General features: G+C 34.2%; 16 protein-coding genes. 6 read left to right on the top strand and 10 right to left on the bottom strand.

Translation table 11 applies throughout. From position 1 onward, the window contains the following. Positions 1-467: 467 nt before the first annotated feature. The 3 genes from ACYSNV_RS06320 to ACYSNV_RS06330 form a co-directional block, all read right to left on the bottom strand. Complete coding sequence (locus tag ACYSNV_RS06320; RefSeq protein ID WP_461761716.1) at positions 468-1,871, bottom strand: nucleotide sugar dehydrogenase; 1,404 nt, start codon at positions 1,869-1,871, stop codon at positions 468-470. Positions 1,872-2,041: 170 nt separating this feature from the next. Then, positions 2,042-2,476 carry an adenylyltransferase/cytidyltransferase family protein gene (locus tag ACYSNV_RS06325; protein ID WP_461761717.1) on the bottom strand — a complete coding sequence of 145 codons (435 nt, stop codon included), beginning with the start codon at positions 2,474-2,476 and terminating at the stop codon, positions 2,042-2,044. A gap of 528 nt (positions 2,477-3,004) precedes the next feature. Next, complete coding sequence (locus ACYSNV_RS06330) at positions 3,005-4,528, bottom strand: NAD(P)H-hydrate dehydratase (protein ID WP_461761718.1); 1,524 nt, start codon at positions 4,526-4,528, stop codon at positions 3,005-3,007. 346 nt (positions 4,529-4,874) lie between these two features. Between ACYSNV_RS06330 and ACYSNV_RS06335 the strand changes: the two genes are divergently transcribed. Together ACYSNV_RS06335 and ACYSNV_RS06340 are read left to right on the top strand one after the other, a co-directional pair. Next, on the top strand, positions 4,875-5,435 hold the full coding sequence (locus tag ACYSNV_RS06335) for an NADPH-dependent FMN reductase (protein WP_461761719.1): 561 nt from the start codon (positions 4,875-4,877) through the stop codon (positions 5,433-5,435). Positions 5,436-6,085: 650 nt separating this feature from the next. Beyond that, a complete protein-coding gene (locus ACYSNV_RS06340) occupies positions 6,086-6,508 on the top strand; it encodes a hotdog fold thioesterase (RefSeq protein ID WP_461761720.1) in 423 nt (140 codons plus the stop codon). An 87-nt stretch (positions 6,509-6,595) separates the two neighbouring features. Here ACYSNV_RS06340 and ACYSNV_RS06345 read toward each other — a convergent pair whose 3' ends face one another. Further along, the gene (locus ACYSNV_RS06345; RefSeq protein ID WP_461761721.1) at positions 6,596-7,627 is read right to left on the bottom strand and encodes a WG repeat-containing protein; all 1,032 of its coding nucleotides are present in this window, start codon (positions 7,625-7,627) and stop codon (positions 6,596-6,598) included. A 353-nt stretch (positions 7,628-7,980) separates the two neighbouring features. Between ACYSNV_RS06345 and ACYSNV_RS06350 the strand changes: the two genes are divergently transcribed. Next, positions 7,981-8,391: a hypothetical protein gene (locus ACYSNV_RS06350; protein ID WP_461761722.1), complete on the top strand. Its 411-nt coding sequence runs from the start codon at positions 7,981-7,983 to the stop codon at positions 8,389-8,391. Positions 8,392-8,432: 41 nt separating this feature from the next. Here the strand turns inward: ACYSNV_RS06350 and ACYSNV_RS06355 are convergent, their stop codons facing one another. The 6 genes from ACYSNV_RS06355 to ACYSNV_RS06380 form a co-directional block, all read right to left on the bottom strand. Continuing rightward, positions 8,433-8,765 carry a DMT family transporter gene (locus ACYSNV_RS06355; protein WP_461761723.1) on the bottom strand — a complete coding sequence of 111 codons (333 nt, stop codon included), beginning with the start codon at positions 8,763-8,765 and terminating at the stop codon, positions 8,433-8,435. 59 nt (positions 8,766-8,824) lie between these two features. Then, positions 8,825-9,388, bottom strand: coding sequence for a Crp/Fnr family transcriptional regulator (locus ACYSNV_RS06360; RefSeq protein ID WP_461761724.1), 564 nt, complete (start codon positions 9,386-9,388; stop codon positions 8,825-8,827). Between the two features lie 431 nt (positions 9,389-9,819). Continuing rightward, positions 9,820-12,294, bottom strand: coding sequence for a phosphocholine-specific phospholipase C (locus tag ACYSNV_RS06365; RefSeq protein ID WP_461761725.1), 2,475 nt, complete (start codon positions 12,292-12,294; stop codon positions 9,820-9,822). A 12-nt stretch (positions 12,295-12,306) separates the two neighbouring features. Further along, positions 12,307-13,779, bottom strand: coding sequence for a SusD/RagB family nutrient-binding outer membrane lipoprotein (locus tag ACYSNV_RS06370; protein ID WP_461761726.1), 1,473 nt, complete (start codon positions 13,777-13,779; stop codon positions 12,307-12,309). A gap of 14 nt (positions 13,780-13,793) precedes the next feature. Next, a complete protein-coding gene (locus tag ACYSNV_RS06375) occupies positions 13,794-16,961 on the bottom strand; it encodes a SusC/RagA family TonB-linked outer membrane protein (RefSeq protein ID WP_461761727.1) in 3,168 nt (1,055 codons plus the stop codon). A gap of 243 nt (positions 16,962-17,204) precedes the next feature. Further along, positions 17,205-18,491, bottom strand: a complete 1,287-nt coding sequence (locus ACYSNV_RS06380) for an aldehyde dehydrogenase family protein (RefSeq protein ID WP_461761728.1) — start codon at positions 18,489-18,491, stop codon at positions 17,205-17,207. A gap of 324 nt (positions 18,492-18,815) precedes the next feature. Between ACYSNV_RS06380 and ACYSNV_RS06385 the strand changes: the two genes are divergently transcribed. From ACYSNV_RS06385 to ACYSNV_RS06395, 3 genes are all read left to right on the top strand, one after another. Beyond that, the gene (locus ACYSNV_RS06385; RefSeq protein WP_461761729.1) at positions 18,816-19,145 is read left to right on the top strand and encodes a DUF6660 family protein; all 330 of its coding nucleotides are present in this window, start codon (positions 18,816-18,818) and stop codon (positions 19,143-19,145) included. Positions 19,146-19,222: 77 nt separating this feature from the next. After that, positions 19,223-23,578, top strand: a complete 4,356-nt coding sequence (locus ACYSNV_RS06390; RefSeq protein WP_461761730.1) for a CusA/CzcA family heavy metal efflux RND transporter — start codon at positions 19,223-19,225, stop codon at positions 23,576-23,578. 5 nt (positions 23,579-23,583) lie between these two features. Beyond that, positions 23,584-24,762 (top strand): efflux RND transporter periplasmic adaptor subunit, encoded by a 1,179-nt coding sequence (locus ACYSNV_RS06395; RefSeq protein ID WP_461761731.1) that lies wholly within the window; start codon positions 23,584-23,586, stop codon positions 24,760-24,762. Positions 24,763-25,110 lie beyond the last annotated feature (348 nt).

The raw sequence follows: 25,110 nt of genomic DNA on the forward strand, positions 1-25,110 counted from the left end.
CTTAAGGTAAGTTAAAAGTTATTTTGCCATGGTTATGGCTGTTGTTTTCAACTTTATAATTTTAAAAAAAATCCTTCTTAGCCTAGAGCAATTCTAGGTTTTTGATTTTAAATGCTTTAAAAGACATTTAATGGCTAATTTTTTACTATATTTGATTAAGACAACAAAGGAGGCTTTTTTTGATTAAAAAACAAGATTTATCTTATTGGCCTGCTTTTTTTTAACCCCTACCACAAAGTAGGTATAAACAGATATAATTAAAAAAACAATTCTATAAAAGTCATTAATTAAGACTTGGTAAATATCAAAAGGCATTAGATTCAATTCTATACAATTTCCACTACATCTTTTTAATTCAAACACCTAAAAATATTTACAAAAAAGTCTATAGAAAACCTTGCTAGAGATAGCAAGGTTTTTATCTTTATAGGGCTTAATTATATCTACTTATTTTATCCTTATCGTTTTTATTTACTCCCCACCCCTATACTGTAGAGTTTAAAACCTATCTCTTGTAAAGAATCCCTATCTAAAAGATTCCTTCCATCAAATATAAAGGCAGGCTTTTTCATGTTTTGATAAATACGTTTCCAATCATAGTTTTTAAACTCATCCCATTCGGTTAAAACAGCAATTGCATGGGAATCCTTTAATGCCAAATAAGGGTCAGCGTGCACTTTTAAAAGCTGCTTGTTTTCACAAGGAGTTCTAGAGTGTAAATGATCCAAATCGGTTAACATTTGCTCTTGACTTACCTTGGGATCATAAACGTGGATAACTGCCATTTCCTCCATCAGTTCATTTGCCACATAAATAGCAGCAGATTCACGGGTATCATTGGTGTCTTTTTTAAAAGCCCACCCCAAAAAACTTATCTTCTTATCATTAACGGTATTAAATAATGTTTGCACTATATTTTGCGCAAAACGACTTTTCTGATAATTATTCATAACAATTACCTGATTCCAATATGCCGCAACTTGATGCAAGTTATAACTTTGGGCGATATAAACTAGATTTAATATATCTTTTTGAAAGCATGAACCACCAAAACCAACCGAGGCATTCAAAAACTTACTACCTATACGGGAATCACTACCAATGGCCTTGGCAACCTCTTGTACATTCGCCCCTGATACTTCACATAACTCACTAATGGCATTAATAGAGGATACTCTTTGGGCTAGAAAAGCATTTGCGGTTAATTTAGAAAGCTCCGATGACCATAAATTAGTGGTTAATATTTTCTTGGGATCCACCCAGCTACTATATATATCAACCAAGGCCTGTATGGCCTGGGTGGCCTTAAAGGAGTCACCTCCTCCAATTAAGACCCTATCGGGGTTTAATAAATCTTCAATAGCTGTACCTTCGGCCAAAAATTCGGGATTAGATAAAATTTCAAAATGCACACCATTTCCAGTTTGATCCAATATTTGTTTTATAGCCGAGGCTGTTTTCACAGGTAAGGTTGACTTTTCAACAACAATCTTATCACTTGTGGCCACTTGAGCGATTTGTCTAGCGCAAAGCTCAATATATTTTAAATCCGCAGCCATACCCTTTCCTTTACCATAGGTTTTTGTAGGGGTATTAACCGATATAAAAATCATATCGGCCTGCTTTATAGCACCTTGCACATCTGTATCAAAAAACAAATTAACATCTCGGGTTTGCTCAATAATATGGGCAAGACCTGGCTCATATACCGGTAGTTTAGATAAATCCTTTGAATTCCATGCTGCAATACGATCTGGGTTGATATCCACAACCCTTACCTGTATCGATGGGTTTTTACAGGCAATAACTGCCATGGTCGGCCCGCCTACGTAACCTGCGCCGATGCAGCAAATATTCTGAATTTTTTTCATTATGTTACTTTTGTTATCTGCAATAAATAATACTAATGCAAGGTAGAAATTTTATTGGTCTTTACCATCAAAAATCCACAAAGCGTTTCAAAAGAGATTCTGTTAAAAAAACAAAAAAGCACAAAGATGGCTTTGTGCTGACTCTATAGCGTTTTTAATAATCTTATTATCTAACCTATTTTAACAATTTTCCCATTCTCTTTATCGGCAACTTCTTTTCGAAGTAAACTACTTGAGAATCTATGGTCTCTTTGATTATAATAAAGCTCGATTCCCTTTTCTTGGCAATAAGCCTTAGCTGTGAAATCCTTATCGGCATATTCTTGACCTAAAATACGTACATCTATTTTAAAGGAACGCAATATATCCTCTAAGTCTTGTTCGGTGGCATAAGGTACAATCTCATCGACAAACTTACACCCTTTTAATTGAATATATCTCTCTACAATACTTTGTGTGGGCTTATTCTTATTGGGACGATCAATAGTTGGATCGGTTTGTAGACCAACAATAAGATAATCACACTGAGCTTTTGCTTGCTCTAACATCTTTACATGCCCTGCATGTAAAAGATCAAATGCACTAAAAGTGATTCCTACTCTCATCTGTGTGTTTTTTAAACTAATACAATAGTTAATCACAATAACTAAGCCAAAAAAAATAATTTACAAATACTTCTTTTTTATAAAGTTCAAAAAAACAATCAAACTTTAATGACCTGGCTATTTTCTTTTACTAAGACAATTGAAAAATCCTATTTTTTTCAATAATTAGTACTACTTTTCAAAAATACAATTTTAAGCTAAATTCTGAAATAAAATTAGGGTTTTTTCTTGTATGAATTTAGCTTTTTAGTATAAAAATAAGCTTATTATCTACACCAAAATAAAATTCTATACATAAAAAAATCGCTTATTATGATCATAATAAGCGATTTTAAAACTGGTCATTGCTTTTTAAAAAGCAATGTAAACCGTGTTATCTTTTAGCATACTAAAAGAATAAAGTCCCCACTATTATTCTTTAGCATTACGATAACAAATGTATTAATACTTATTTAATTATTCCAAATAAAAAAGATAAATTTTGATAATCTTGTAAAATATTTAACCAACAAGCTAATAATCAGAACTCTATCTGTTATAAAGCACTTGTTGATACGCTAAACTTATTGCATTTATCACATCGCTTGCCGTTACCGAAAACCCACTGGTGTTTAAAACACAACAGTCGGCAGCTTTTCCATGTAAATATACCCCAAGGATTGCAGCTAAATCACTACTATAGCCTTGGGCCAATAAACTTACAATCATCCCGGTTAAAACATCACCACTTCCCCCACTGGCCAATGCCCAGTTACCAGTTGAATTAAAATACACATCACCATTGGGTAAAACTACCTCACTATGGGCTCCTTTGACAATAAATATAACTTGATACTTTTTGGCTATTTCCTTTACTTTTTGGATTTTTGCAAAATCATCGTCCCACCCCCCTATTAAGCGCTCTAATTCTTTAGGGTGGGGAGTTAAAATAGTATTTTTTGGCAAATAAGCCAGGTATTCCTTATTCTGGGAAAGAATATTAAGTGCATCGGCATCCAAGACTAATCTTACCTGAGAATCGCTTATTTTATTTAAAAATTTTAAAAAAGCTTGCTCGGTTTGTTCATGGGTCCCCATCCCGGGGCCAACTCCTATGGCTGTGTATTGTGATATTGGCGGAAAATCAGTCAGATAATTGGCCTGTTTGTCCGTTAAACACATCACCTCCCATAGGGAGCTTTGCAAAATCGAATATCCTACACTAGGTAAATAAGCGCTCACCAAACCACATCCGGTTTTCAAAGCAGCTTTACTAGCAAGGGCGACAGCTCCTATTTTTGAGTAACTTCCACCTATAATTAACCCATGACCAAGAATTCCTTTATGGGCAAATTTATTTGGTACTTTAAGTTGCTGTTTCACCCAATTCTTACGTGTGTAATAATAGTTGGTTTGCAGTTTGTTTTTAGTTTCTTGATCCAATTGAATATCCACTATTTCAAATCCCTTGGCATAATTGGCCGATAAAGGTAATAATAGAGCTAACTTCGCATTTTCAAATGTATAGACCATTTCAGCACAAAACACACCCGAATTGCTAACTGTAGCCTTATCGCAAAACAAACCACTAGGCATATCAATAGATATGGTATCTAGGGGATTGCTTTGTTGAATTTTTTTAAAAAAAACGGCCCAACTCTCCTCTAAAGGCTCTTTTAATCCAGTTCCAAAAAGGGCATCAATAACAATATCATTGCTTTTAATATTAATCGTGTTTTTTGTTGGTAAGAACTTCTCTATTTTAATTCCCCTATCTTGTAATAGATCCTGATTACTTGTATTATCGGTAGAGTACTTTTTGCTTTGTAATAAATATACCTTAACAAATCCTCCTGCTTCTTTAACTAATCTAGCCAAGGCTAAACCATCTGCTCCATTGTTACCACTACCGCATAAAAAAACAAAACTACTGTGATATAACTTATGGCGATTGGCCAAAGCCTCTACCAGTTTACTAGCAACACGCTCGATTAATTTAAAGCTGGAAATATATTGGTTGCTTAAAGTTTGCTTGTCCAACTCTTTTATTTGTTCAACGTTGAAAATCTTCATATTACATTATTGTTTTTGGTGGCTAATACATTAAATGTATAAGCTTATTTTCAAAAAATCAAATTCCTATATAACTATAAATCAAATTCCTACGACTATTACTTATACATGGCGCACTATAAAAAGCCAACTTATCATAAAAACAAGAATTATCTCATACATATATCAAAATACATGTATTTTTATCAAATAAAACAACATTATTTTTAATATATATCACTAAAAACTTTAACACATTAGATAACCAAAAATAGTTACATCGTATATTTTTATTGTTCTAGGTTAAGTGCCTTTATGTGTTTTGCGTTGTATTTTTGCCTTAGATAAAATAATAAATCAATATATTATGAAAATAACTGGATTTGCAGCCACTAATAATACAGAGAGTATCAATTTAGAATTAGTAAAAAACGTAATAAACAATTTCCAAGATCATAACCCTTTGGTAAACATACTAGATTTAAATAACTATGAAATGCCTATTTACTCGCCAAAGAGAAACCAGCAAGGGATTCCTGATTTGGCAAAAGATTTCTTAGATCAAATAGCCCAATCAGATATTCTTGTTATTGGTCTAGCGGAGTACAATGGTAGTTTTTCCACAGCCTTTAAAAACATTTTTGATTGGAGCTCTAGAGTAGATATGAACGTTTTTCAAAACAAACCCATGATTTTAGTTTCCACCTCCCCAGGTCCACGTGGAGCTAGTACGGTTTTACAAGCAGCAAAAGGAACATTTCCTTTCTATGGTGCGGACCTAAGGGCTAGTTTTTCATTACCAAGCTTTTTTGAAAACTTTAAAGATGGGCAAATTATCAACGAGCAGCTTAACCAAGAGTTAGCCCAGGTAATAACTCAATTCAAACAAAGCTTAGTGAATCAAGAATCTACGCAACAGGCTATTTAATAAATAAAAAAAATAAATGCTTAGAAAAGCCCCAAAAAGTGTCTAACTTTTTGGGGCTTTTTTTAAATAACCTAAAGCTTCAATGGTATTATTTAAAAGGCCCTTTGACATCCTTGATTTCTTATACACAAAACACTTTGCAAAAACATTACCATAAATTATCCTAAAAGCTGTAATTATTAAAAATAGATTGTTTCTCTAAAAGAGCTCACCTTGATTATTGGCACAATTTTTTTGTCTTGTTTTTTACAAAAGCCCTATATACCTTGTTTAATTTTTGGTATTTTATTTTTTAGAATCTCAAGAAATTTTAACCTAAACTTAGCTTAAAAATGTAAAGGAATTGCCTATCTTGAAAACCAATAAAACCTTTATTTATAGGGTTTTTTCCATCCTATATGATAAAGATGTTTTTAACTGAAACTTTATTTTAAAAGGTTAATTGTCAATTTTTATTATTACATTTACAGTTAAGACTAATGGATTACTCGATTTCTAATAAGTCTAGCAATAAACCCACTCTACGGTGGGTTTTTTTGTGGATTCTCTTGTCTTTTCTGGCACTACTTGTACTTATTTTACGTTTATTATTATGCAAGACTTACAATTTTTTGTATTTTCAAAAACTATTAATTCAAAATTGATTTGACATGATTTGGAACAAACCCATTGACCTGGAGCAGCTAAATAACACCCCTGAATATATGGGAAGCTTTTTAGATATTGTCTTTACAGAATTTACCCCAAATACCCTAACAGCTACGATGCCTGTGGTGGAAAAAACACGACAGCCCTGGGGTATCTTACACGGAGGTGCTTCGGTGGTATTGGCCGAAACCATTGGTTCTTATGCAAGTAGCCTGGTGATTGATTTACAAAAATACACCCCGGTGGGATTGGAAATTAATGCCAATCACCTTCGTCCAGTTACAAGAGGATTAGTACAAGGGGTTTGTAGCCCAATACACCTGGGTAGAAAAACCCATGTTTGGGATATAAAAATACACGATGAGAATCAAAAATTGGTTTGTATAAGTAGATTAACAGTAGCTATTTTAGAAAAAGAAAAATAATAAAAAAAACACCAAAGTCCATCACAGACTTTGGTGTTACCAAAAAACTATAAAAACTATTAAATAATTAATTTAATTAAGAGTTCATTACGCAATACAGACTTGCTGTAGTTTACCGTATTTTGTCAAACGGTAATAGGAAAATTTGTTGGGGGCGGCGTTTACTGGTAATTTCACTTCTAATAGAAAAATCTCCTGATCGCTTAAAACATCAATATGAGTGATATTCTGCCATATATCCACTAAATCCATTTGCGGGTCTATTTGTATGTCCGTTAGATGGGGTGGTAGATACATCTCAAAGGCACCATTTACATAAAAACGACCACTTTTCTGGGTATCTCTATAAATTATAGTTTGCCTATTGGACTTACTCTGTTTGGTTTTAACCTCCACTAAATATTCTTTTCCTTTATGATAAATAGTAAAGCTACTACTTGGTAAAATTTCATACGAAGCAATGGCTTTACCCTTCATATTAAAGGTGGTGACTTTGTGTGGGTTTACCTGACTAACAGCCTTACTATTGGAGTCAAATAAAGTCACAAAATCCTTGACAATCTTTTTCAGATTGTCTTTTTTTATTTTATATAAATTATTATTAATTAAAATCAAGTTCTTGTTTAAAACAAGTAAATCCTCACCAGGTAGATCTGTGTCGATTACCGGCATGGCCTGATGAAAGACAACAAGGGTTTTGCCAGTTTTTAAATCTTCTACTTTCTCTTGTTGCAAAACAGGATATTTTGTCAACAAAGGATATAAGTCTTTAAAATAAGAGAATTCCTTTTCTAATAGATTAGAAAAATATCCTGACTTCCAAAATCGCTCATGCCCTTTATAATGCACAAAACTATGCATAAGAGATACCTGTTTGATATTATGAAGTACAATACGATCAAAGCTAAAGGGTCTAACTAAAGTATTTTTAGTATCAATAACCCCGTATCTCCCGGTACTATTTTGAACCACAGCATAACCGCATTGTGTAAAATCCTGTGCATGTAGATACATGGGAGGAATTACCACCTTGCTTTGAGCGTCCTTATAACCATAAAGACCCTCTAGACCAATAAATGCCTTGTATGACAACTTTAAATCGACCTGTAGTCCTTTCATTTTCCTGTTTTAATTATATAATAAAAATAGAATTAATAAATTACATAACCAACAAAAAAACGACTTAAATCATGTATTTAACATAAATTAAATCATATTTAATTATAATAACAACAATTACAATTAAAACTAAACATTGTCCTAAATCCCTCAAAAAAACCTTCCTAGTCCCAAGAAGATACATTTATAATGCAAAAAAATCTCATTTTTTGGTGTATTCGCATTTTGACATCATTTTCCCCTTAAATAGTGGGTATTAGCACAACTATTAAAAAAATAAAGTACATTTTATCTAATTTTTCACTAACTTACCTTTGTTAATTCACCCACTATTAATCTAAAAACTAATTGCTATGTCACAAAAAAGATATCCTTTTAGCAAAGTTCTACCATACCTACAGCAAAATGTAGCAGATAGTAGAATACTACAAGACTGCATAGAATTGATAGAATTGATGCAAAATTGGACTGGTTATCCAAGTATTTTATGGAATAATGCCACCGTAGGATTTGGCAAACGCGAAGTGTTGATACCAGATATAAAGAAATACAAGAAGATTCCTCTTGTTGGCTTTACCCCCAGGAAAAAAGATATTTGTTTAGATGTGTTTACTGGATTAAAAGAACATGAGTATTTACTAGAACACCTTGGAGAGCATACCAAAATTAAATCCTTACTTTATATACAGACTCTAAAAAGAGTGAATTTAATTGCACTTGAAACTGTTGTCTACAAAACAATAGAATATCGCCGCACACAATAAACAAATTAAAATAAAATACACTAAAAATAGTTTCGTTTATTTTAATGCGCGGTAGTTTTAGAGAACACATTAATAATTATAACACCAGCAATAATAAAAACCAGACCAATGATAGCTGGTAAATCAGGTTTTTGGTTATAAACAACAATACCAACTAAAGTTACAAGAACAATACCTATGCCCGACCAAAGTGCGTAGGCCACTCCAATGGGAATACTCTTTAGGGTTAAACTCAAGCAATAAAAAGCTAGACCATAACCAATCACAGTGATTATACTGGGAACTATTTTTGTAAACTCCTGCGAGGCCTTTAAACTACTTGTTGCTATTACTTCAAAAACAATTGCTATTAGTAGATACAAAAGATGTTTCATGTTTATTTTTATAAGTGCACAAAAATACACAACTATTTATCTTTTGTAATTGATATAAATCAAATTTTTCGAATACGACTAAGTGTCTCGGGAGTTATTCCTAAATAAGAAGCTATATTTCCTAAAGCAACTCGATTTGCATTGGTTCCTAAATCTTGAATAAGCTTACAGTATCTTTGAAAAGCACTCATGGTCTGTAAAGCAAAGGCTCTTTGTTCTAAATCCAAACAGTAATCCTCGGTAAAACGCCTTGCAATGATGTTTAATTCGGGAAATTCTCTATATAATCGTAGTATAACCGCATTAGGTATAGCATACACAACCGAGTCCTCCATGCACTGGATACTCTCTAGACTAGCCCTACTTTTATACATCTGGTAGGTAGATCCTATAATTGTATTCTCAAAGGCAAACCACAGATCTATCTCTTTGTTATCCGCGGTGTTGTAAAACGCTCTTACAAACCCTTTTTGTAAAACATATAAACTCCCACTTAATTGACCTTGTTTTAGTAAAAAGTCTCCTTTTTTCTTGTGGAAAGTTTGGGTATTTTGTTCCAGGGCCAATTTACAGGCACTAGATAAATAACCGTATTTTTCAAAAAGACGCACTAAAATATTCATAGTTGTTGGATTTTCTTTTACAAATGTAATATACTATTTTTTACCAACTTATCCCATAAAGGTTTATTTTTTAATACTTGAATTTGTTAAAAAACACCAATACCCAAAACAACTAGTTGGTTTACTTATTGGCTTTTAACAAATAATGATTATTGAAAATAACTTGATTTTTTTATCTGCCCTTAAACTAGGCGATAATTAAAAGATAGCACAAAAAAACTATGTAATGTTTTTTTAATCTGCCTACTTTTTAAAATTACAACTCTATGGTGGTTAACAACATGTTTTAACAAACCAAAAACCTCATGTCTTTAAAGGACTACAAATGGTAAATAATGCCTTTGAATTAAATAAAAAAGTAAACGCAGCCCGGCAAGACTAGGCTCGGGTTTTGCGTTTACTTTTTTTACTAATACGAAAACAAAAAATGATTAGTTGGATAAACTAGCCATGTAAGGATCGGTTATACTTGGTTTATTATTTTCAATATGTCCTGCGTAGACTTGCAAGAAACTTGAGTTACCTTGGATTAAAACCTGTAACTCGTACCACCCGTGAAAACTCTGGTAATTAAGTTTAACCTTCTTTTGGGCATTTTTTGGAACCTTTTGAACTTGTTCTTGTTTTAAATACACTTTATCTAACAATACAATATCTAGATCTTGTTGACTTAAATTCACCAAATCCACCAATAATTCTTGCTCTAAAGAATAACTTACCTTTACCTGTAGCCAAGGTTGATTTTTACGGTCTTTAAATTCTCGGTAAAATCCATTGGGTCCATGCATGGCAAGGTGATACTCTTGGCCCTGAAAGTCTTTCACATTCCAATTAAATTGTAGATTTTGTTGCTTTAAGACCGTAAAATTCCAATTGGACTTAACATCCTTATCATAGGCTACTTTACTATAAACCTGTAAAGGGGCAGCGTAATTTTTATTACTATTGTTTAAAGCCATAGATCCAAAGTCTAAAACAAGCTGTTCTTGGTTGATTTGCAAATCAGCCAAAATATTATAGGGCAATGCACAGGCTTTTTTCACACCTTTTTCTTGTTTAGCAAACCCAGGTAAATCACGATAATTTGCCTGTTGTAAAATCTGGTTTTTACTATAGGTATTAAACTGGTTTGGAGCTTTATTATCTTTGGCATTAATAACCCTTTGAACTAAAGATTTTTGATTGACAAAATCTAAATCCACCTTGGAGTGATCCATTGAATTTTGAAACACAGAACTCATATTTCCGCACACAGCACGACGCCATGGCGAGATATTATCTTCGTATACTTTTTTGCCTGTTTTTTTCTCTATGAAATACTCTAAGAACTGAATTGTAGAGGTTAAATCACATACCTCAGAATTAACCCATCCACCTTTTGTCCAGGGAGAAACAACCACCATAGGAACTCGGAAGCCTAAGCCAATTGGACTTTGAAAATCTCTTTTGGGGTCCTTGCTACGCAGTCTTTCTTGTTCTTTGGTCACCCATTCTTGATCCGAGGCTAAATCCTCTGACATTTTACCAGTTTTTAAATCACCACTTAAGGCAGGAACAAACGGAGCGATATGATCAAAATAACCATCATTCTCATCATAGGTTAAAATAAAAATAGTCTTTTTAAACACCTGTGGATCTTTAGTTAGAATATCTATCGCTTGGGATAAATACCAGGCACCAAACCAAGGTGCTCCTGGGTGATCTGAGAAATTACAAGGAGCTACAAGCCAGCTCACCATAGGTAAATTTCCACTATCCACGTCTTTTCTAAATTGATAAAAGATATCTCCTTTGGGTAAAAATGTTTGCTTTTTTTGTCCCTGATGTTCATATTCCATAAGCTCTAAACTATGGTAATGCGGATCATCAATATTGGTAGTAAAAGCCTTTTTATGGATGTTTTTTTCAAAATCAGATAACTCTTCAAATGCCTGTGGATTGTAAATCTTCACATCGTTTTGTAGTTTTATCTGCTTTTGTTTTAATTTTTCAAGCTCTTGATAATCCAAGGAATTCGAACTGGAAAGTTGTTTGTTTACCCTTTCTAGTTCAAGTAACAAATAATCGGTATGGGCCTTGTGAAGACGTACATTATATTGTTTGTGGAACTCTAAATTATTATCTGTAAAATTAGCCAACCAATTCTCCTGATCGTTATCTAATCCCAGTGGAATACTAAGTTCATTTTGATAAACTTTCCAGCTAATCCCTGCTTTTTCCAATTTCTCAGGGTAGGTGGTCCAGGAAACATCTTTGTAATTGATTTGGTGGTTATCCAAATGCGCAGTACTCTGGGGATTATCGGGTTGCTTTCTAACTGTTCCGCTCCAAAAAAAAGAACGATTGGAGCTAGTCCCTGTCAAAGAGGAACAGAAATGCTGATCGCAAACCGTAAAGGCATCGGCCAATGCGTAGTAAAACGGTATATCCTCACGGGTGAAATATCCCATGGTTAAAGGAGCAGATTTATATTGGGTTGCGCCAGGTCTTTTGGCATCTATCCAATTATCCATACTTCCATTATCTCTGGCCGATACCATATCTGTCCAACTATGAGGTAGACTCCCCATCCAGGTAATTTTCGTGTTTACAATATCTAGATGAAATGGACCATAGATTTTATGATCCATCGGATCGCTTTGAAACCATACCGGCAAGTCATTTGGCATTCGCATAGCTCTTGGGTCATTAAATCCTCGAACTCCTGTTAAACTACCATAAGCATGATCAAACGAGCGGTTCTCTTGCATTAAAAAAACAACATGTTCTGCATCTAAAAAACTACTGCCCTTCTCCGGTTCGATACTCAATGCTCTTGCAATACTACTTGGCATAACGCTATTGAAAGATAGCCCACTTGCAAAAAGGCTAGAAATTTTAATAAAGTCTCTTCTTGTAGAACTCATAACTATATAATATTATTTTAACCACCATGTTACCGAACGAATATTATCCTGGGATTGGAATTGTCGCTCTATAGCTTTTTCAAGGTTAGCTTGGTTTGTATTGTATTCCGATAATGGGTAAATCCATCTTTTTGGCGGGGTAATCCCGTCTTGTAATTTAAACTCAGGATAACCTGTTCTTAAATTATCGTAGTAAATACTCCAATTTCCTTGGTGAAACATTGTGATGTACTTTTGTGTTAGAATCTGTTTTAATTCACTTTGTAAATCTCCAGGTTGAAACTTAACCTTATCCTGGCTAATATACTTATCAAATTGCTGATTTGTATAATAAGTAGCGTATTGTTTTGCATACAAATTATAAAACTCAAAGTTTGCTTGGATTCCTTTATTGTAAAACAATTCAGGGTCCCCACTGATCCAACCTCTACTGGCTGCTTCTGCTAAAATAAACTGCAATTCACTGTATGATAAAACACCGGTAGGTTCATTGGTTGGATTTTGATAATAGCGGCTATTTACCTTGGAGATATTCTTGGCACTTACCAGTTTTTCATTCTCCGCGTAGGCCACCACTGGGTCTCCTCCATTGTAGGCATTAAAGTCATCAATCAAAAGACCTTCCTCTAGGGCTTTAGCTGTGGGTTGGGCAAAACAAAACAAACGCGGATCTTTTAAATCTTGTAAAAGATCTATAAACGTGTCACTCATATACATACCAGAACCATAAGAACTTGAGTTAAATTGTGGATAACGACTTCCGGCTTGATCAAAGTAAGTTAAATAACCACTATCGGCATTGTTACGCATTAATTCCTGATTTTGGTAGATTTCATTAAAACGTGCTGCTACATCGATATCTCCAACTTTTTGCTTTTTAGAAAGGCTCATTAAAACCTTTAATTCATAAGAGTTTATCAATCGTTTCCATTTGTCTAAATCCCCCCCATAGATAATATCTCCTTGTAGAGTTTGGTCTAACTCTATGAGACTTTGAGCTAAATCTAATTGCTTTAAAACCCCTTCCAAGACCTGCTCTTGGGGATCATAACTAGGAAATTTTATATCCTGCTCTCCTTGTAGGGCCTGGGAATAAGGAATATCTCCAAATCTTAAAGTGATTTGATAGAAAAAATATGCCTTTAAAAAATGCCCCACAGCAAGATATTGTGTTTTTTGGCTCTCTTGTGCCTCTTGCATCATTTTATCCACTTGAACAAGATCCTTATACTCACCAAAATCCGATCTGTCCCATTTGTAATATTGACTAGTATTTTCCCCATCGGTACTAATTAACATTCGCGAGGCATACTCTTTGGAAATTCCCTGCATCGTAAATGCTTTTTTTGCCATTGGAGTTAACAATAAATGGGGAGCAGCACTGGTTACTTTATTAGGGTCTTTATTTAAACTATCTAAATCTTGACAAGATCCAAGGGTTAAACAAGATAAAGCAAAAACAAGTATTTTGTTATATGTTTTCATAGATAAGTGAAAAATTAAAATTTAATATTAAGTCCTAAACCAATCCAACGTGAAGCCGGATCTTGAATATCATTACCTCCTTGGGTATCGTAATCTGGATCGGAGTATAATCCCTTGGATTTTTTCCAAATCAATAGGTTATACCCTGTTAAACTAGCAGATAATTGACTTATTTTTTTTGTCTTTAAAATAGGTGTGAAATCATAGGTTAATGCAACGGTTCTTAATTTAAAGTAAGTACGGTCAAAAACATTGGCAAACTCCTTACTTTGTTTTTGCGTCACCCTAGCCCTGTATGGGTAATTTTGGGCCCAACTTTGCCAAGAAACCGGTGTGGTGTGCTGTTGATAAACACGGGTATCGGAAATCACATTGCCATTTACATCGGTAATAAGTTCCCCCGATACTATATTAACCCCCTGTGGAACATAAACCGGGGCGCCATTCTCATACTCCTGATCCCTGTATTGGGTACTTTTAGGATGTTTACCTCCCCACCACATTTTCTCAACCACCTCAGAGCGCATAACTCCACCCCAAATTCCATCTATTCCTATATTCAATGCCCAAGATTTATATTGGAAATTATTATTCCAACCCAAAGTCCATTTAGGGTCTAAATGACCTATTTTTTGTGGATTTTTATCAAATGATGGCAAGCCTGTTGTTTGGTCCAAAATTAATTGTCCATCCGGGGTGGTTTGCCAAACGGTTGCATAAAAAGCATCTGCTCTATCATTTAACTGATAATTGCCATATTTGGCTGCATCTTGATAAATTTTAGTCAATTTCTTTTCTCGTGTACTCCAATTAACAGAAGATTTCCAAGTAAAATTAGGCTTATCTATGATTTTACCCTGCAAAGAGATTTCAAAGCCATTTGTGGTATACTGATTTCCATTAACTCGCATATTATTAAATCCGGATCCTTCTGAAACGGGAAAGTGAATTAAAAAATTAGAATCCAATACTCGGTAATACGTCAAATCCAAGCTTAATCGATTATTAAAGGCAGAACTTGATAAACCAAGTTCAAAAGATCTTGATTTCTCTGGCAATAAATCTGGATTTAAAATCGTGTTGGGATACTCAACCATTTGATTACCGTTAAAAGATGGATTAATTGGTGAGTATACGGCTTGTAATAAATAGGGATCCAAATCACTGGATACTTCCGCCCAAGAGGTATAAAGTTTCATATAATCCATCTTTTTAGGCAAACTAATTAAATTTGAAAGCATAACACTTAAAGAAGCCGATGGATAAAAATAGGACCTATTTTTTTTAGAAAGCGTAGAAGACCAGTCGTTACGAGCTGCAAAAGACAAGAAAAAGGCGTTATAAAAATCAAGCTCTACCGAACCATACACACTATTGACAGCCTTTTTTGTAATACTATTATTAGCCGTTACATTTCCTGTGGAGTTACCAAGGTTATACACCCCAGGAACCGTTAACCCATCAGCCGCAGCGTAATTTGCATTTCTTTGATAATAACGAGAGGCCGCACCTGCATTAACATTTAAAGAAATCACCGAGCTTATATCTTTGTTATACATTGCTAAAAAGTCATATTCCACATCCAAACGATTGTCATTATCAATGCTATATCCTCCCTCTCTAGAGGCACTATAATTAAAATAAGATTTGGGGCTTTGTAATTCGGTTTGATTCGCGCTTGAAATTGCCGAAGCCCTACCTTGAAGAACTAAATCCTCGGTGGCTTGATAAGATAAACTCAATTGGGCATTTACCACGTCTTTATCCCAAATACGTTTAAAGTACTCTGCCCCAAACCAAGGGTTATTATACCAAGCATAATTATAATTGGCTTGTCGGTATCCTTCCATACCTGGAACCCATAGGTTATTTTTCAAATCATTGCCATTCACATCATTACCCATCCATATTAAAATGGTATACATGTGTCCCGATGGATTGTAATCGTAATTCGGTACATTAGGCGCATGTATTTTACCGTAAGAGAACTTTGTATCAAAGGTTAATTTATCGGTGATAAACGAAGTACTTTTAAAACTTAAATTCCCTCTATACATGGAAGTATTTGGTACCCTATCTTTATTGTAATTAAACTCCCCTGCGATACGATAGGAGCCTTTTTCTGATTTGCTTGAAACCGAAAAATTAGTTCGAGATATAATTCCGGTTTGCATAAAATTCTTTAAATTATCATGATTCTTCCAGGCAATAGGAACTCTCTCGTACCTAGATTTATCATCGTATTGGGTTGCTTCCACATTGCCATACCAAGGAATAATCTCCCCACTTTGTTTATCTCGTATCGGAGAGTTCCATTGCGCAATTAGTTTCTCAGAATCAAATTTAGGTCCCCAAATCATATCCCCGTCTGAAATCCCTCCATCTTTACCATCCCAAAATTCATATTGTCCATTACTTCCACTACCATATTGGGTTTGTGTTTTGGGATAGACCGTAAAACCTGCACTTACCATGGTGTTTTGAGAAAAACTCACTTGAATACCAGGCTCTAAAGCAGACTTTGTTGTTATTAAAATAGCTCCATTTCTACCTCTAGAACCATACAATACCGAGGCACTTGTACCTTTTAACACATTGATATTGGCAATATCCTCTGGAGAAACATCAAAGAAATCCGTGGCCACTGGTATTCCATCAATTACCACTAAAGGTGTTTTTCCTCTTAATGAAAACTGTGGACTTTGCATTAATCCTGGTGGGTTTGAAACCACAAGACCCGAAACCTGACCAGAGAGCAAGCTACCTACATTTGGCGTGGCTACTTCCTGAATTTTCTTTGCATCAACTTGTTGGGTGGCATAACCAATTGCTTTTTCTGCCTTGGTAATACCCAAAGCGGTAATAACCACTTCGTCCAAAGAGGAGCTCTGTGGAAGTAAAGTAACTACTAATTGATTGTTAGTTCCAACCTCTTGTTGTTTTGTATTGTAGCCAATAAAGCTAATCACTAACACATCTGTGGGCTGCACCATAATGCTGAAATTCCCATCAAAGTCTGTTGCTACACCCTTGTCAGTGCCTTTAATCATGACAGAGGCCCCTGGTAAAGAAAAACCATCGGGATCTAAAACCGTCCCTGTAAGGTTATGTTTGTTTTGAGCCAAACTAGTTGCTAAACAAAACAAGAACATTAGGTTGAAAAACAGTAATTTTTGTTTCATATTTTTATAGTTGTTTTTTGTTTGTGGCAAACTTCCAGGTTTTTCAGCAGCCCTAGATTAACAAAACACTAACAAAATCAACTACATATTAGATGATGGTTAAATCTGTTATAAAAAATTAAACATTTCCTTAACACATAAAATCTCTTTTAAAAGCAAGATTTATTTAAACTTTCAAAAAAATAAAAGAGCTGTATTTAAAAAAACACAGCCCTTTAAAAACAAAACAACAAAACTCTATTTTTACAGTATTCTTTGCCTTAACCCATCCAATGAAGTGTTAAAGTTTAAATACTCTTGTAATTCAATTTTACTTTGTGAATTTTCAACAGATGAAATTCCTAAATGATTTAAATATATTTGCTGAAAATTAATGGTTTTAAAAAAACACGTTATAAATTCACCTTGTCCTTGGCTAAAAACACTAATATCTCTGCCAACCGATTCGCAATCTAACTCAGGGATAATTTGTGTTAAACTATCATAGACCCGCAGAAAAATAACAGGCGCCTTTACTTGGGTATAAAAAATCTCCATTTCTGGGCTTACTCCAGATAAAACCACAGGACGCAAATACCCTTTTGAATCAGTTTTATTATCCATTAATCCTTGCTCTAAATATGCACCTTGCAAAATAGCCTGTTCGATTAAACTGGTAATCTGTTGTATCTCTTGCTGATTCTTAGTACTAACACACTTGGTAGTTCTCACAAGACAACTACCGGTGGTAACTTTGGAAAGAAAATCCTTTACATAACACCTGATTTGCTCTAACAATTTCCGTGGTAGGTAAATCAATTGAGCTTTTAACCAAAGCTCTGCACCACAAATCATTCGGTAAGATAACAATTGATCCAGAGCATTAGATAAATTTGCATCACAAGCAATAAAAGCAACTTGGGGCTTTATCGCGTTAATATTACTTTTTTTTGCATGGTAGTTACCAATTGTATTTAAAAGCTGCGCTTGTTTATAATGTCCAAGAAAATTGATTTGCGTTATTCGGGTGTCTTTAAGTAAAGTTAAGCAATTTTGAAAGTCTGACTTGAAAATACAAAACAAAGATTTGGGCAGACCAAAAAATACAAAGATTTTTTGAAGCTTAACAAGACACATCTGTGTTTTATCATTGTAGATATAAATAGTGGCCTTAGGTGTTTGAATACCATAAATAAGATCAGATACAATTTGATAGAAAGGGTAATTAACCCTGGTTAAAACCACCTGGATATCATTCAAGGCATTCCATGTAGTTAAAGGTTTACTAACCAAGGCTGGATCGCTTATATATTTTGCGGATTTAGCGTACGAATTTTGTAAAAGTAAAATGCACTGCTCTACTTCTTGTTGACTATCTTGTATTAATTTACCACTTTGGATGCTAATTAAGTTAGCGCATTTGGTTTTATTTTTTTTCAGATAATATCCCACACGCTTTAAAATATGCATACGACTTGATAAACTACTTTTTTTAAAGTCATTAAGCTCTGTAATTGCACTATTTAACATCCTATTGATATTTGTTTGCACTACTTAATTCATTTTAAATTATTCTATTTTATTTTAACACTACTCCTTCCACATCTGTAGATGACCTACATGTTTTAAAGAAACACAATTTAACATAATTTTTTTAAATAAAACAATAATAACAACAATATATATTAATATAATTTACAAATACAACTAAACACTTATACTTATAAGTAAACCACTAGAATATACAACCACACTCATTTAAATATTTTATTTTAAGAATTCCTTGTTTTTTAACTAATTGCAACATTGTTGCAAAGTGGAACAAATTGCTATTGGTAGTAAAAAAAATAAATAATTTTCATTACTTTTGTAGCAATGAAAAACATCCGTTACATAGTAAACTTATTTTTATCCCTGTTAATTCTAGCAGTGGCAAGTTATCCGTGTACAGATAAATATAGTTCGGTTGATAGTCTAACCACCACATTAAGGATTGATGCGGATATGGATTCAAAGCATTCCTTAATGGATAGTTGTTCACCAATGTGCAGTTGTAATTGTTGTGCTACTTTTATAACCATTGCAAGTCGTCTTGTTGTTTGTGAATTAGAGCTAAAAACTCCCGTAAAAAGATACTTATCTTCCTATACCAGTGTGCTACAGAACGTAGATTCTAGCATTTGGCAACCCCCTAAAATATCGTAATTAAATTTAGCTTTTACATTAAAACACAACTTTTTTTTAGTATGTGTATAATCTATTTTTAACTAAATTTTACTACGATGTTAGATAAAATCATACATTTTAGTATCCGTAATAAGTTTATAATCGGTTTAATGATCCTGGCATTAATTGCAGTTGGATCCTATTCGGTGTCTACTTTACCTATGGATACCCAACCTGATATAACCAATAATCAGGTTCAAATCATTACCAGCTCTCCTACTTTAGCAACCCAAGAGGTTGAGCAATTTATAACCTACCCTATAGAACAGGCCGTAAAATCTATTCCAAATATCATTGAACTGCGCTCCATTAGTAGATTTGGTTTAAGTGTAATTACCGTGGTATTCACCGAGAATACAGATATTTATTGGGCAAGAGCTCAAATCAATGAAAAACTTGGTCAGGCCGGGGAAATAATCCCTAAATCTGTGGGAACTCCAGAGCTCGCACCCGTTAGTACAGGACTTGGAGAAATTTATCAATATGTGGTTTACCCCAAAAAAGGCTATGAGAATAAATACAATGCCATGGATCTTCGCACGATTCAAGATTGGATTATAAAGCCCCAATTAATTGGAGTAAAAGGAGTTGCGGAGGTAAACACACTAGGAGGCGAGCTTAAACAATACGAAATTGCCATTAATCCAGATCTTTTAGTGAGCATGGACACATCTATTGTTGATATTTTTCAAGCCCTTGAAGCAAATAATGAAAATACCGGAGGTGCCTATATTGATAAAAAACCATATGCCTATTTTATCCGAAGTGTAGGAATGGTCTCTTCTTTACAGGATATTGAAAAAATTGTAGTTAAAAATGTCAACGGAACCCCGGTTTTAATTCGCGATGTTGCCCAGGTGCGACTAGGTAGTAGTATACGCTATGGCGCCGTTACCATGAATGGTAAAGGTGAAGAGGTCGCTGGAGTGGTAATGATGCTAAAAAATGCTAATACCCAAGAGGTTGTTTCTTTGGTGAAACAAAAAATGGTACAAATCGAAAAATCGCTTCCCGAAGGTGTAGCCATCGAGCCGTTTATGGATCGCACCAAATTAATAGATAAAACAGTTAAAACCATCCAAACAAACTTAATGGAAGGAGCTTTGATTGTGATTTTTGTTTTAGTTATTTTCCTTGGAAACTGGCGTGCAGGACTTATCGTAGCCTCGGTAATTCCATTGTCTTTACTGTTTGCCATCTCCATGATGCGCCTTTTTGGAGTTAGTGGAAATTTAATGAGTTTAGGAGCCATTGATTTTGGTCTTATTGTAGATGGAGCGGTAATAATCGTGGAGGCTATTGTCCATAAAATACACCAAGGGAAAAACAGGAAACTCACCCAGGAGCAAATGAATGAGCAAGTTTATGGAGCAGCTTCTAAAATTAGAACTAGTGCAGCTTTTGGAGAAATTATTATCTTAATTGTTTACTTACCCATTTTAGCCTTATCGGGTATTGAAGGTAAAATGTTTGGTCCCATGGCCCTTACGGTTTCCTTTGCTATTTTGGGTGCATTTATTTTGTCCCTTACTTATGTTCCGATGGTTTCATCCTTGGCATTGTCTAAAAATGTTGGAAAAGAAAAGCCTAATTTATCCGATAAAATCATAGATAAAATATATTCTTTTTACAAACCTATCTTAGAGAAAGCCTTTAAAATAAAGAAAACAATTTTATTGGTATCTGCCATTTTATTTGGAATTTGTATTTATATATTCTCCAATATGGGAGGTGAATTTATTCCAACTTTAGATGAAGGAGACCTTGCCACCCACGTTATTATCTCCTCGGGGAGCTCTTTGAGTCAAGAGATTCAAACCACCACCAAAGCGGAAAGTATTTTAATGGAGAATTTCCCAGAAGTGAAAATGGTTATCTCAAAGATTGGTAGTGCCGAAATTCCAACAGACCCTATGCCTATGGAAGCAGCTGATTTAATTATTGTATTAAAAGAAAAAGATCAGTGGACAAGTGCAAAAACCAAACAAGAGTTGATTGATAAAATGGAGGCAGCCTTAGAACAAATACCTGGAGTAACCACGGAATTCTCCCAACCCATACAAATGCGATTCAATGAATTAATGACTGGAGTTAGAAGCGATGTGGCTATTAAAGTATTTGGTGAAGATTTAGAAAAACTAGCAAGCATAGGTGAACAGATCAACCAACAAATTTCAGATATAAAAGGAGTTAGTTCCCCTAAATTAGAAAGAGTTACTGGTCTTCCACAAATATCTATTAAATATGATATGGATAAACTAGCCATGCATGGGCTAACTATTTCTCAGATCAGTCAAGTTGTACGAATGAGTTACGCAGGCCAAACAGCCGGGTTTATCTACGAAGGAGAAAAGAGATTTGATTTAGTGGTTCGCTTAGACCAAAGTTCACGAACTGATATTGAAAATATCCGAAACACCTTTATTCCTCTTCCCAATGGAGGACAGATACCGTTACAACAAATTGCAAAAATAGATTATGAAGATGGTCCGCAACAAATTAGTAGAGAAGACGGAAAAAGAAGAATTGTTTTAGGTTTTAATGTTAGAGGCACAGATGTAAAGAGTGTTGTAAGTGATATACAAGCCAAACTAGATGATAATCTTGAGTTACCCGAGGGGTATTATATTACCTACGGAGGTCAATTTGAAAACCTAATCGAGGCTACTAATCGCTTGATGATTGCAGTACCTATTGCTTTGGGATTAATTTTTATACTACTATATTTTACCTTTAAAAGCATTAAGCAATCTTTAATGATATTTACGGCTATTCCTTTATCTGCCATTGGTGGAGTGGCAGCATTGTGGCTGCGTGATATGCCTTTTAGTATTTCTGCTGGTGTAGGATTTATTGCTCTTTTTGGGGTAGCTGTTTTAAATGGAATTGTACTAATTGGACAGTTTAATCAATTAAAAGCTCAAAATATGGAACTATACGAAAGAATCATTCTGGGAACAAAAATAAGATTAAGACCTGTGTTATTAACTGCCTTGGTTGCCTCTTTAGGATTCTTACCAATGGCTCTTAGCACCAGTGCTGGAGCGGAAGTTCAAAAGCCTCTTGCCACAGTTGTTATTGGTGGCTTGGTATCTGCCACGATCCTTACTTTAATTGTCTTACCTATATTATATTACTATGAAGAAAAAGGCATAAAATGGAACAAAAAAGCTACTAAATCTACACTTATTACCTTGTTGTTAATCGGATTATCGATTAATGGATATAGTCAAGAGAATAAAAGGATTCTTTCCTTAGAACAAGCCCTAGAACTGGCCAAGGCAAATAATCAAGCTATTGAATCATCTGATTTAGCGGTACAAAGTAAAAAACAACTTACCAAGACTTCTTTTGATCTTGCTAAAACAGATGTCTCTACTAGTTTGGGACATTTAAATACCAAGGATAACACCGATATTGCTTTGAGTATAAGTCAGCAATTTAGTCCTTTTACCTATGGTAAGAAAAAGGCTCTATTGCAAAATGATTTACAAAATGCTGTTTTACAACAACAAGCAACTGTTTTACAAATTGATTACCAAGTCAGACAAGCTTGGAATCAAATGCTTTTTGCAATGAGCAAACAAAAAGTCTTAGAGCAACAACAAGAACTACTAAAAGACTTCTCTAAATCAGCCGAGATTCGCTATCAAACCGGGGAAACAACATTAATGGAAAGTAATGTAGCCATGGCTAAAGAACAAGAAAACAATGTAATGTTAACCCAAAACAAGACCTTATTGGCCAATGAAAAGTCTAAATTAATGGCTCTTTTGAATCTTTCTGAAGATTTTCAACCAATGGAATCTGGTTTATTATTTGACCAACATGACTTATTAGAGCAAATTGATCTTAAATACAACAACACCTTGCAATTAGCTCAAAATCAAATAGAAGCTGTACAGGGTCAACGAAAATTAGAACGATCTGCTTTACTACCGGATATAAGTCTAGGCTATAATATTGAATCCGAAGCAGGTATTGAGCTTTTAAACAATGGCACTACAAAGAACTACGGTAGACAATTACGTATGCCTAGTTACACGGTAGGGATTTCTATACCTATTTTCTTTGGTAGTCAGAACGCTAAAATAAAAGCTTTAAAGACCTTAGAGAAACAAAAGCAAGTTGAAAAACAATATTTACATACCCAATTAAACGCAACCCTTGAACAGCAATTAGAGATGATTCAATCTCAAGAGGATGTAATTAATTACTATCAAAATAATGCTTTAAAAAACGCCACTATCATACAAGACCACGCCAATAAACAATATAAAAATGGAGATATATCTTATGTCGAGTTTATTCAAAGCATGGAAACAGCATATAATATAAAAATCAATTACCTAGAGGCTGTATTACAATACAACCTAAGTCACAACACTTTACATTATATCATTAATCAATAAGCAATATGAAAAGATCTATTATATTACCTCTTTTAGTTTTATCACTCCTTGTTGTTAGTTGTAATAAAACTAGTCCAGAACAAAACCCGCTCCTACCACAGCAAGAGCAATCCTTAGACAAGGATAATGAAAATAAACAGGTGGAATTAAACCCAGCTCAATACAAAGCGGCAGAAATAACCCTTGGACAAATTCAAGACAGAAACCTCAGTGATGTACTCAGGGTAAATGGTCAAATAAAACTTCCACCTGAAGATGAGGCTGAGGTTAGTACTTTTTTATCTGGTAGTGTAACCCAAATTCTAGTTGGAATGGGACAAAGTGTAAAAAAAGGTCAATTACTTGCTACAATAAAAAGTCCTGAGTTAGTACAGCTTCAAGAACAATATCTAGTGAGTAAAAACAATTTAGAGTTTTTAGAATTAGAATACCAAAGGCAACAAACCTTACGTCAAGAAAATGTAAACTCTTTAAAGACTTACCAGAAAATAAAATCTGATTTAAATATAGAAAAAGCTAGGTATCAATCTTTGACCAATCAATTAAAGTTGGTTCATGTACAACCAGGTAGCAATAGTACTTCATTAAATATAATTTCTCCTATTACTGGTAATGTAGCTAATATTTGGATTAAAATAGGTAGTAATATATCTTCTGGTCAAGCCCTATTTAACATTGTAGACAACACCAAGGTACATCTAGATTTGATGGTTTATGAAAAAGATATTAACCTGGTGAAAGTGGGACAAAAAGTTAGCTTTAATCTTACCAACACAGATAATCAGCAAATAAATGCTACTATTTTCAGTATTGGTAAAGCCTTTGAACCAGGAACAAAAACTATTGCGGTACATGCTGCTATAGATAGCCTTACTCAGAACTTAATACCTGGTTTTTACGTAAATGCTTTAATTCACACCGCAGAATCCAATCTACCAAGTTTACCTAACACTGCTATTGTAAAGGCAGAGGCTCGTGAGTTTATCTTTGTGCTTATTAACCAAGATCAAGACGATTATCACTTTGAGAGATTGGAAGTTATGACTGGTGTTAGTGAATTGGGATATTCGCAAGTAAAGATTCTATCTACTTTGCCTGAAAATGCGCAAATCGTATTAACAGGTGCCTATTATTTACAAAGTCACCTAATTAAAAATGAATCAGGTGGCGCTCATGATCATTAAAAAGCTGGTAATTACTAAAAGTCAATATTACTAGTTAAAAAAGCGTTTTCTTACTAGTAAACGATTTTTTTAAAAGCTAAAACTATGCCCTGTTTGCGTTTTACTAAGCTTAAGTTTTACCTTACCTAGTTTTAGAATAAATTAAATAAAAAAGGTTCTAGTGAAATCACTAGAACCTTTATTTATTTTAAAAACATTTGTCTATTATTTCTTATAACTCTAGGATAATAAACTCACTTCTTCTGTTTAATTGATGCTCTTGTATACTACAAGGAACCCCATTAGAACAATTATTTATCAACTGACTCTCGCCATAACCACGACCAGTTAAACGATCTGCGGAGATCC

This window comes from Myroides sp. LJL119 (assembly GCF_054871605.1).

What these genes read in the sequence shown, in the direction of transcription:
- ACYSNV_RS06320 (WP_461761716.1), bottom strand. Translation starts at nt 1,871, where the DNA reads ATGAAAAAAATTCAGAATATTTGCTGCATCGGCGCAGGTTACGTAGGC.
- ACYSNV_RS06325 (WP_461761717.1), bottom strand. Translation starts at nt 2,476, where the DNA reads ATGAGAGTAGGAATCACTTTTAGTGCATTTGATCTTTTACATGCAGGG.
- ACYSNV_RS06330 (WP_461761718.1), bottom strand. Translation starts at nt 4,528, where the DNA reads ATGAAGATTTTCAACGTTGAACAAATAAAAGAGTTGGACAAGCAAACT.
- ACYSNV_RS06335 (WP_461761719.1), top strand. Translation starts at nt 4,875, where the DNA reads ATGAAAATAACTGGATTTGCAGCCACTAATAATACAGAGAGTATCAAT.
- ACYSNV_RS06340 (WP_461761720.1), top strand. Translation starts at nt 6,086, where the DNA reads ATGATTTGGAACAAACCCATTGACCTGGAGCAGCTAAATAACACCCCT.
- ACYSNV_RS06345 (WP_461761721.1), bottom strand. Translation starts at nt 7,627, where the DNA reads ATGAAAGGACTACAGGTCGATTTAAAGTTGTCATACAAGGCATTTATT.
- ACYSNV_RS06350 (WP_461761722.1), top strand. Translation starts at nt 7,981, where the DNA reads ATGTCACAAAAAAGATATCCTTTTAGCAAAGTTCTACCATACCTACAG.
- ACYSNV_RS06355 (WP_461761723.1), bottom strand. Translation starts at nt 8,765, where the DNA reads ATGAAACATCTTTTGTATCTACTAATAGCAATTGTTTTTGAAGTAATA.
- ACYSNV_RS06360 (WP_461761724.1), bottom strand. Translation starts at nt 9,388, where the DNA reads ATGAATATTTTAGTGCGTCTTTTTGAAAAATACGGTTATTTATCTAGT.
- ACYSNV_RS06365 (WP_461761725.1), bottom strand. Translation starts at nt 12,294, where the DNA reads ATGAGTTCTACAAGAAGAGACTTTATTAAAATTTCTAGCCTTTTTGCA.
- ACYSNV_RS06370 (WP_461761726.1), bottom strand. Translation starts at nt 13,779, where the DNA reads ATGAAAACATATAACAAAATACTTGTTTTTGCTTTATCTTGTTTAACC.
- ACYSNV_RS06375 (WP_461761727.1), bottom strand. Translation starts at nt 16,961, where the DNA reads ATGAAACAAAAATTACTGTTTTTCAACCTAATGTTCTTGTTTTGTTTA.
- ACYSNV_RS06385 (WP_461761729.1), top strand. Translation starts at nt 18,816, where the DNA reads ATGAAAAACATCCGTTACATAGTAAACTTATTTTTATCCCTGTTAATT.
- ACYSNV_RS06390 (WP_461761730.1), top strand. Translation starts at nt 19,223, where the DNA reads ATGTTAGATAAAATCATACATTTTAGTATCCGTAATAAGTTTATAATC.
- ACYSNV_RS06395 (WP_461761731.1), top strand. Translation starts at nt 23,584, where the DNA reads ATGAAAAGATCTATTATATTACCTCTTTTAGTTTTATCACTCCTTGTT.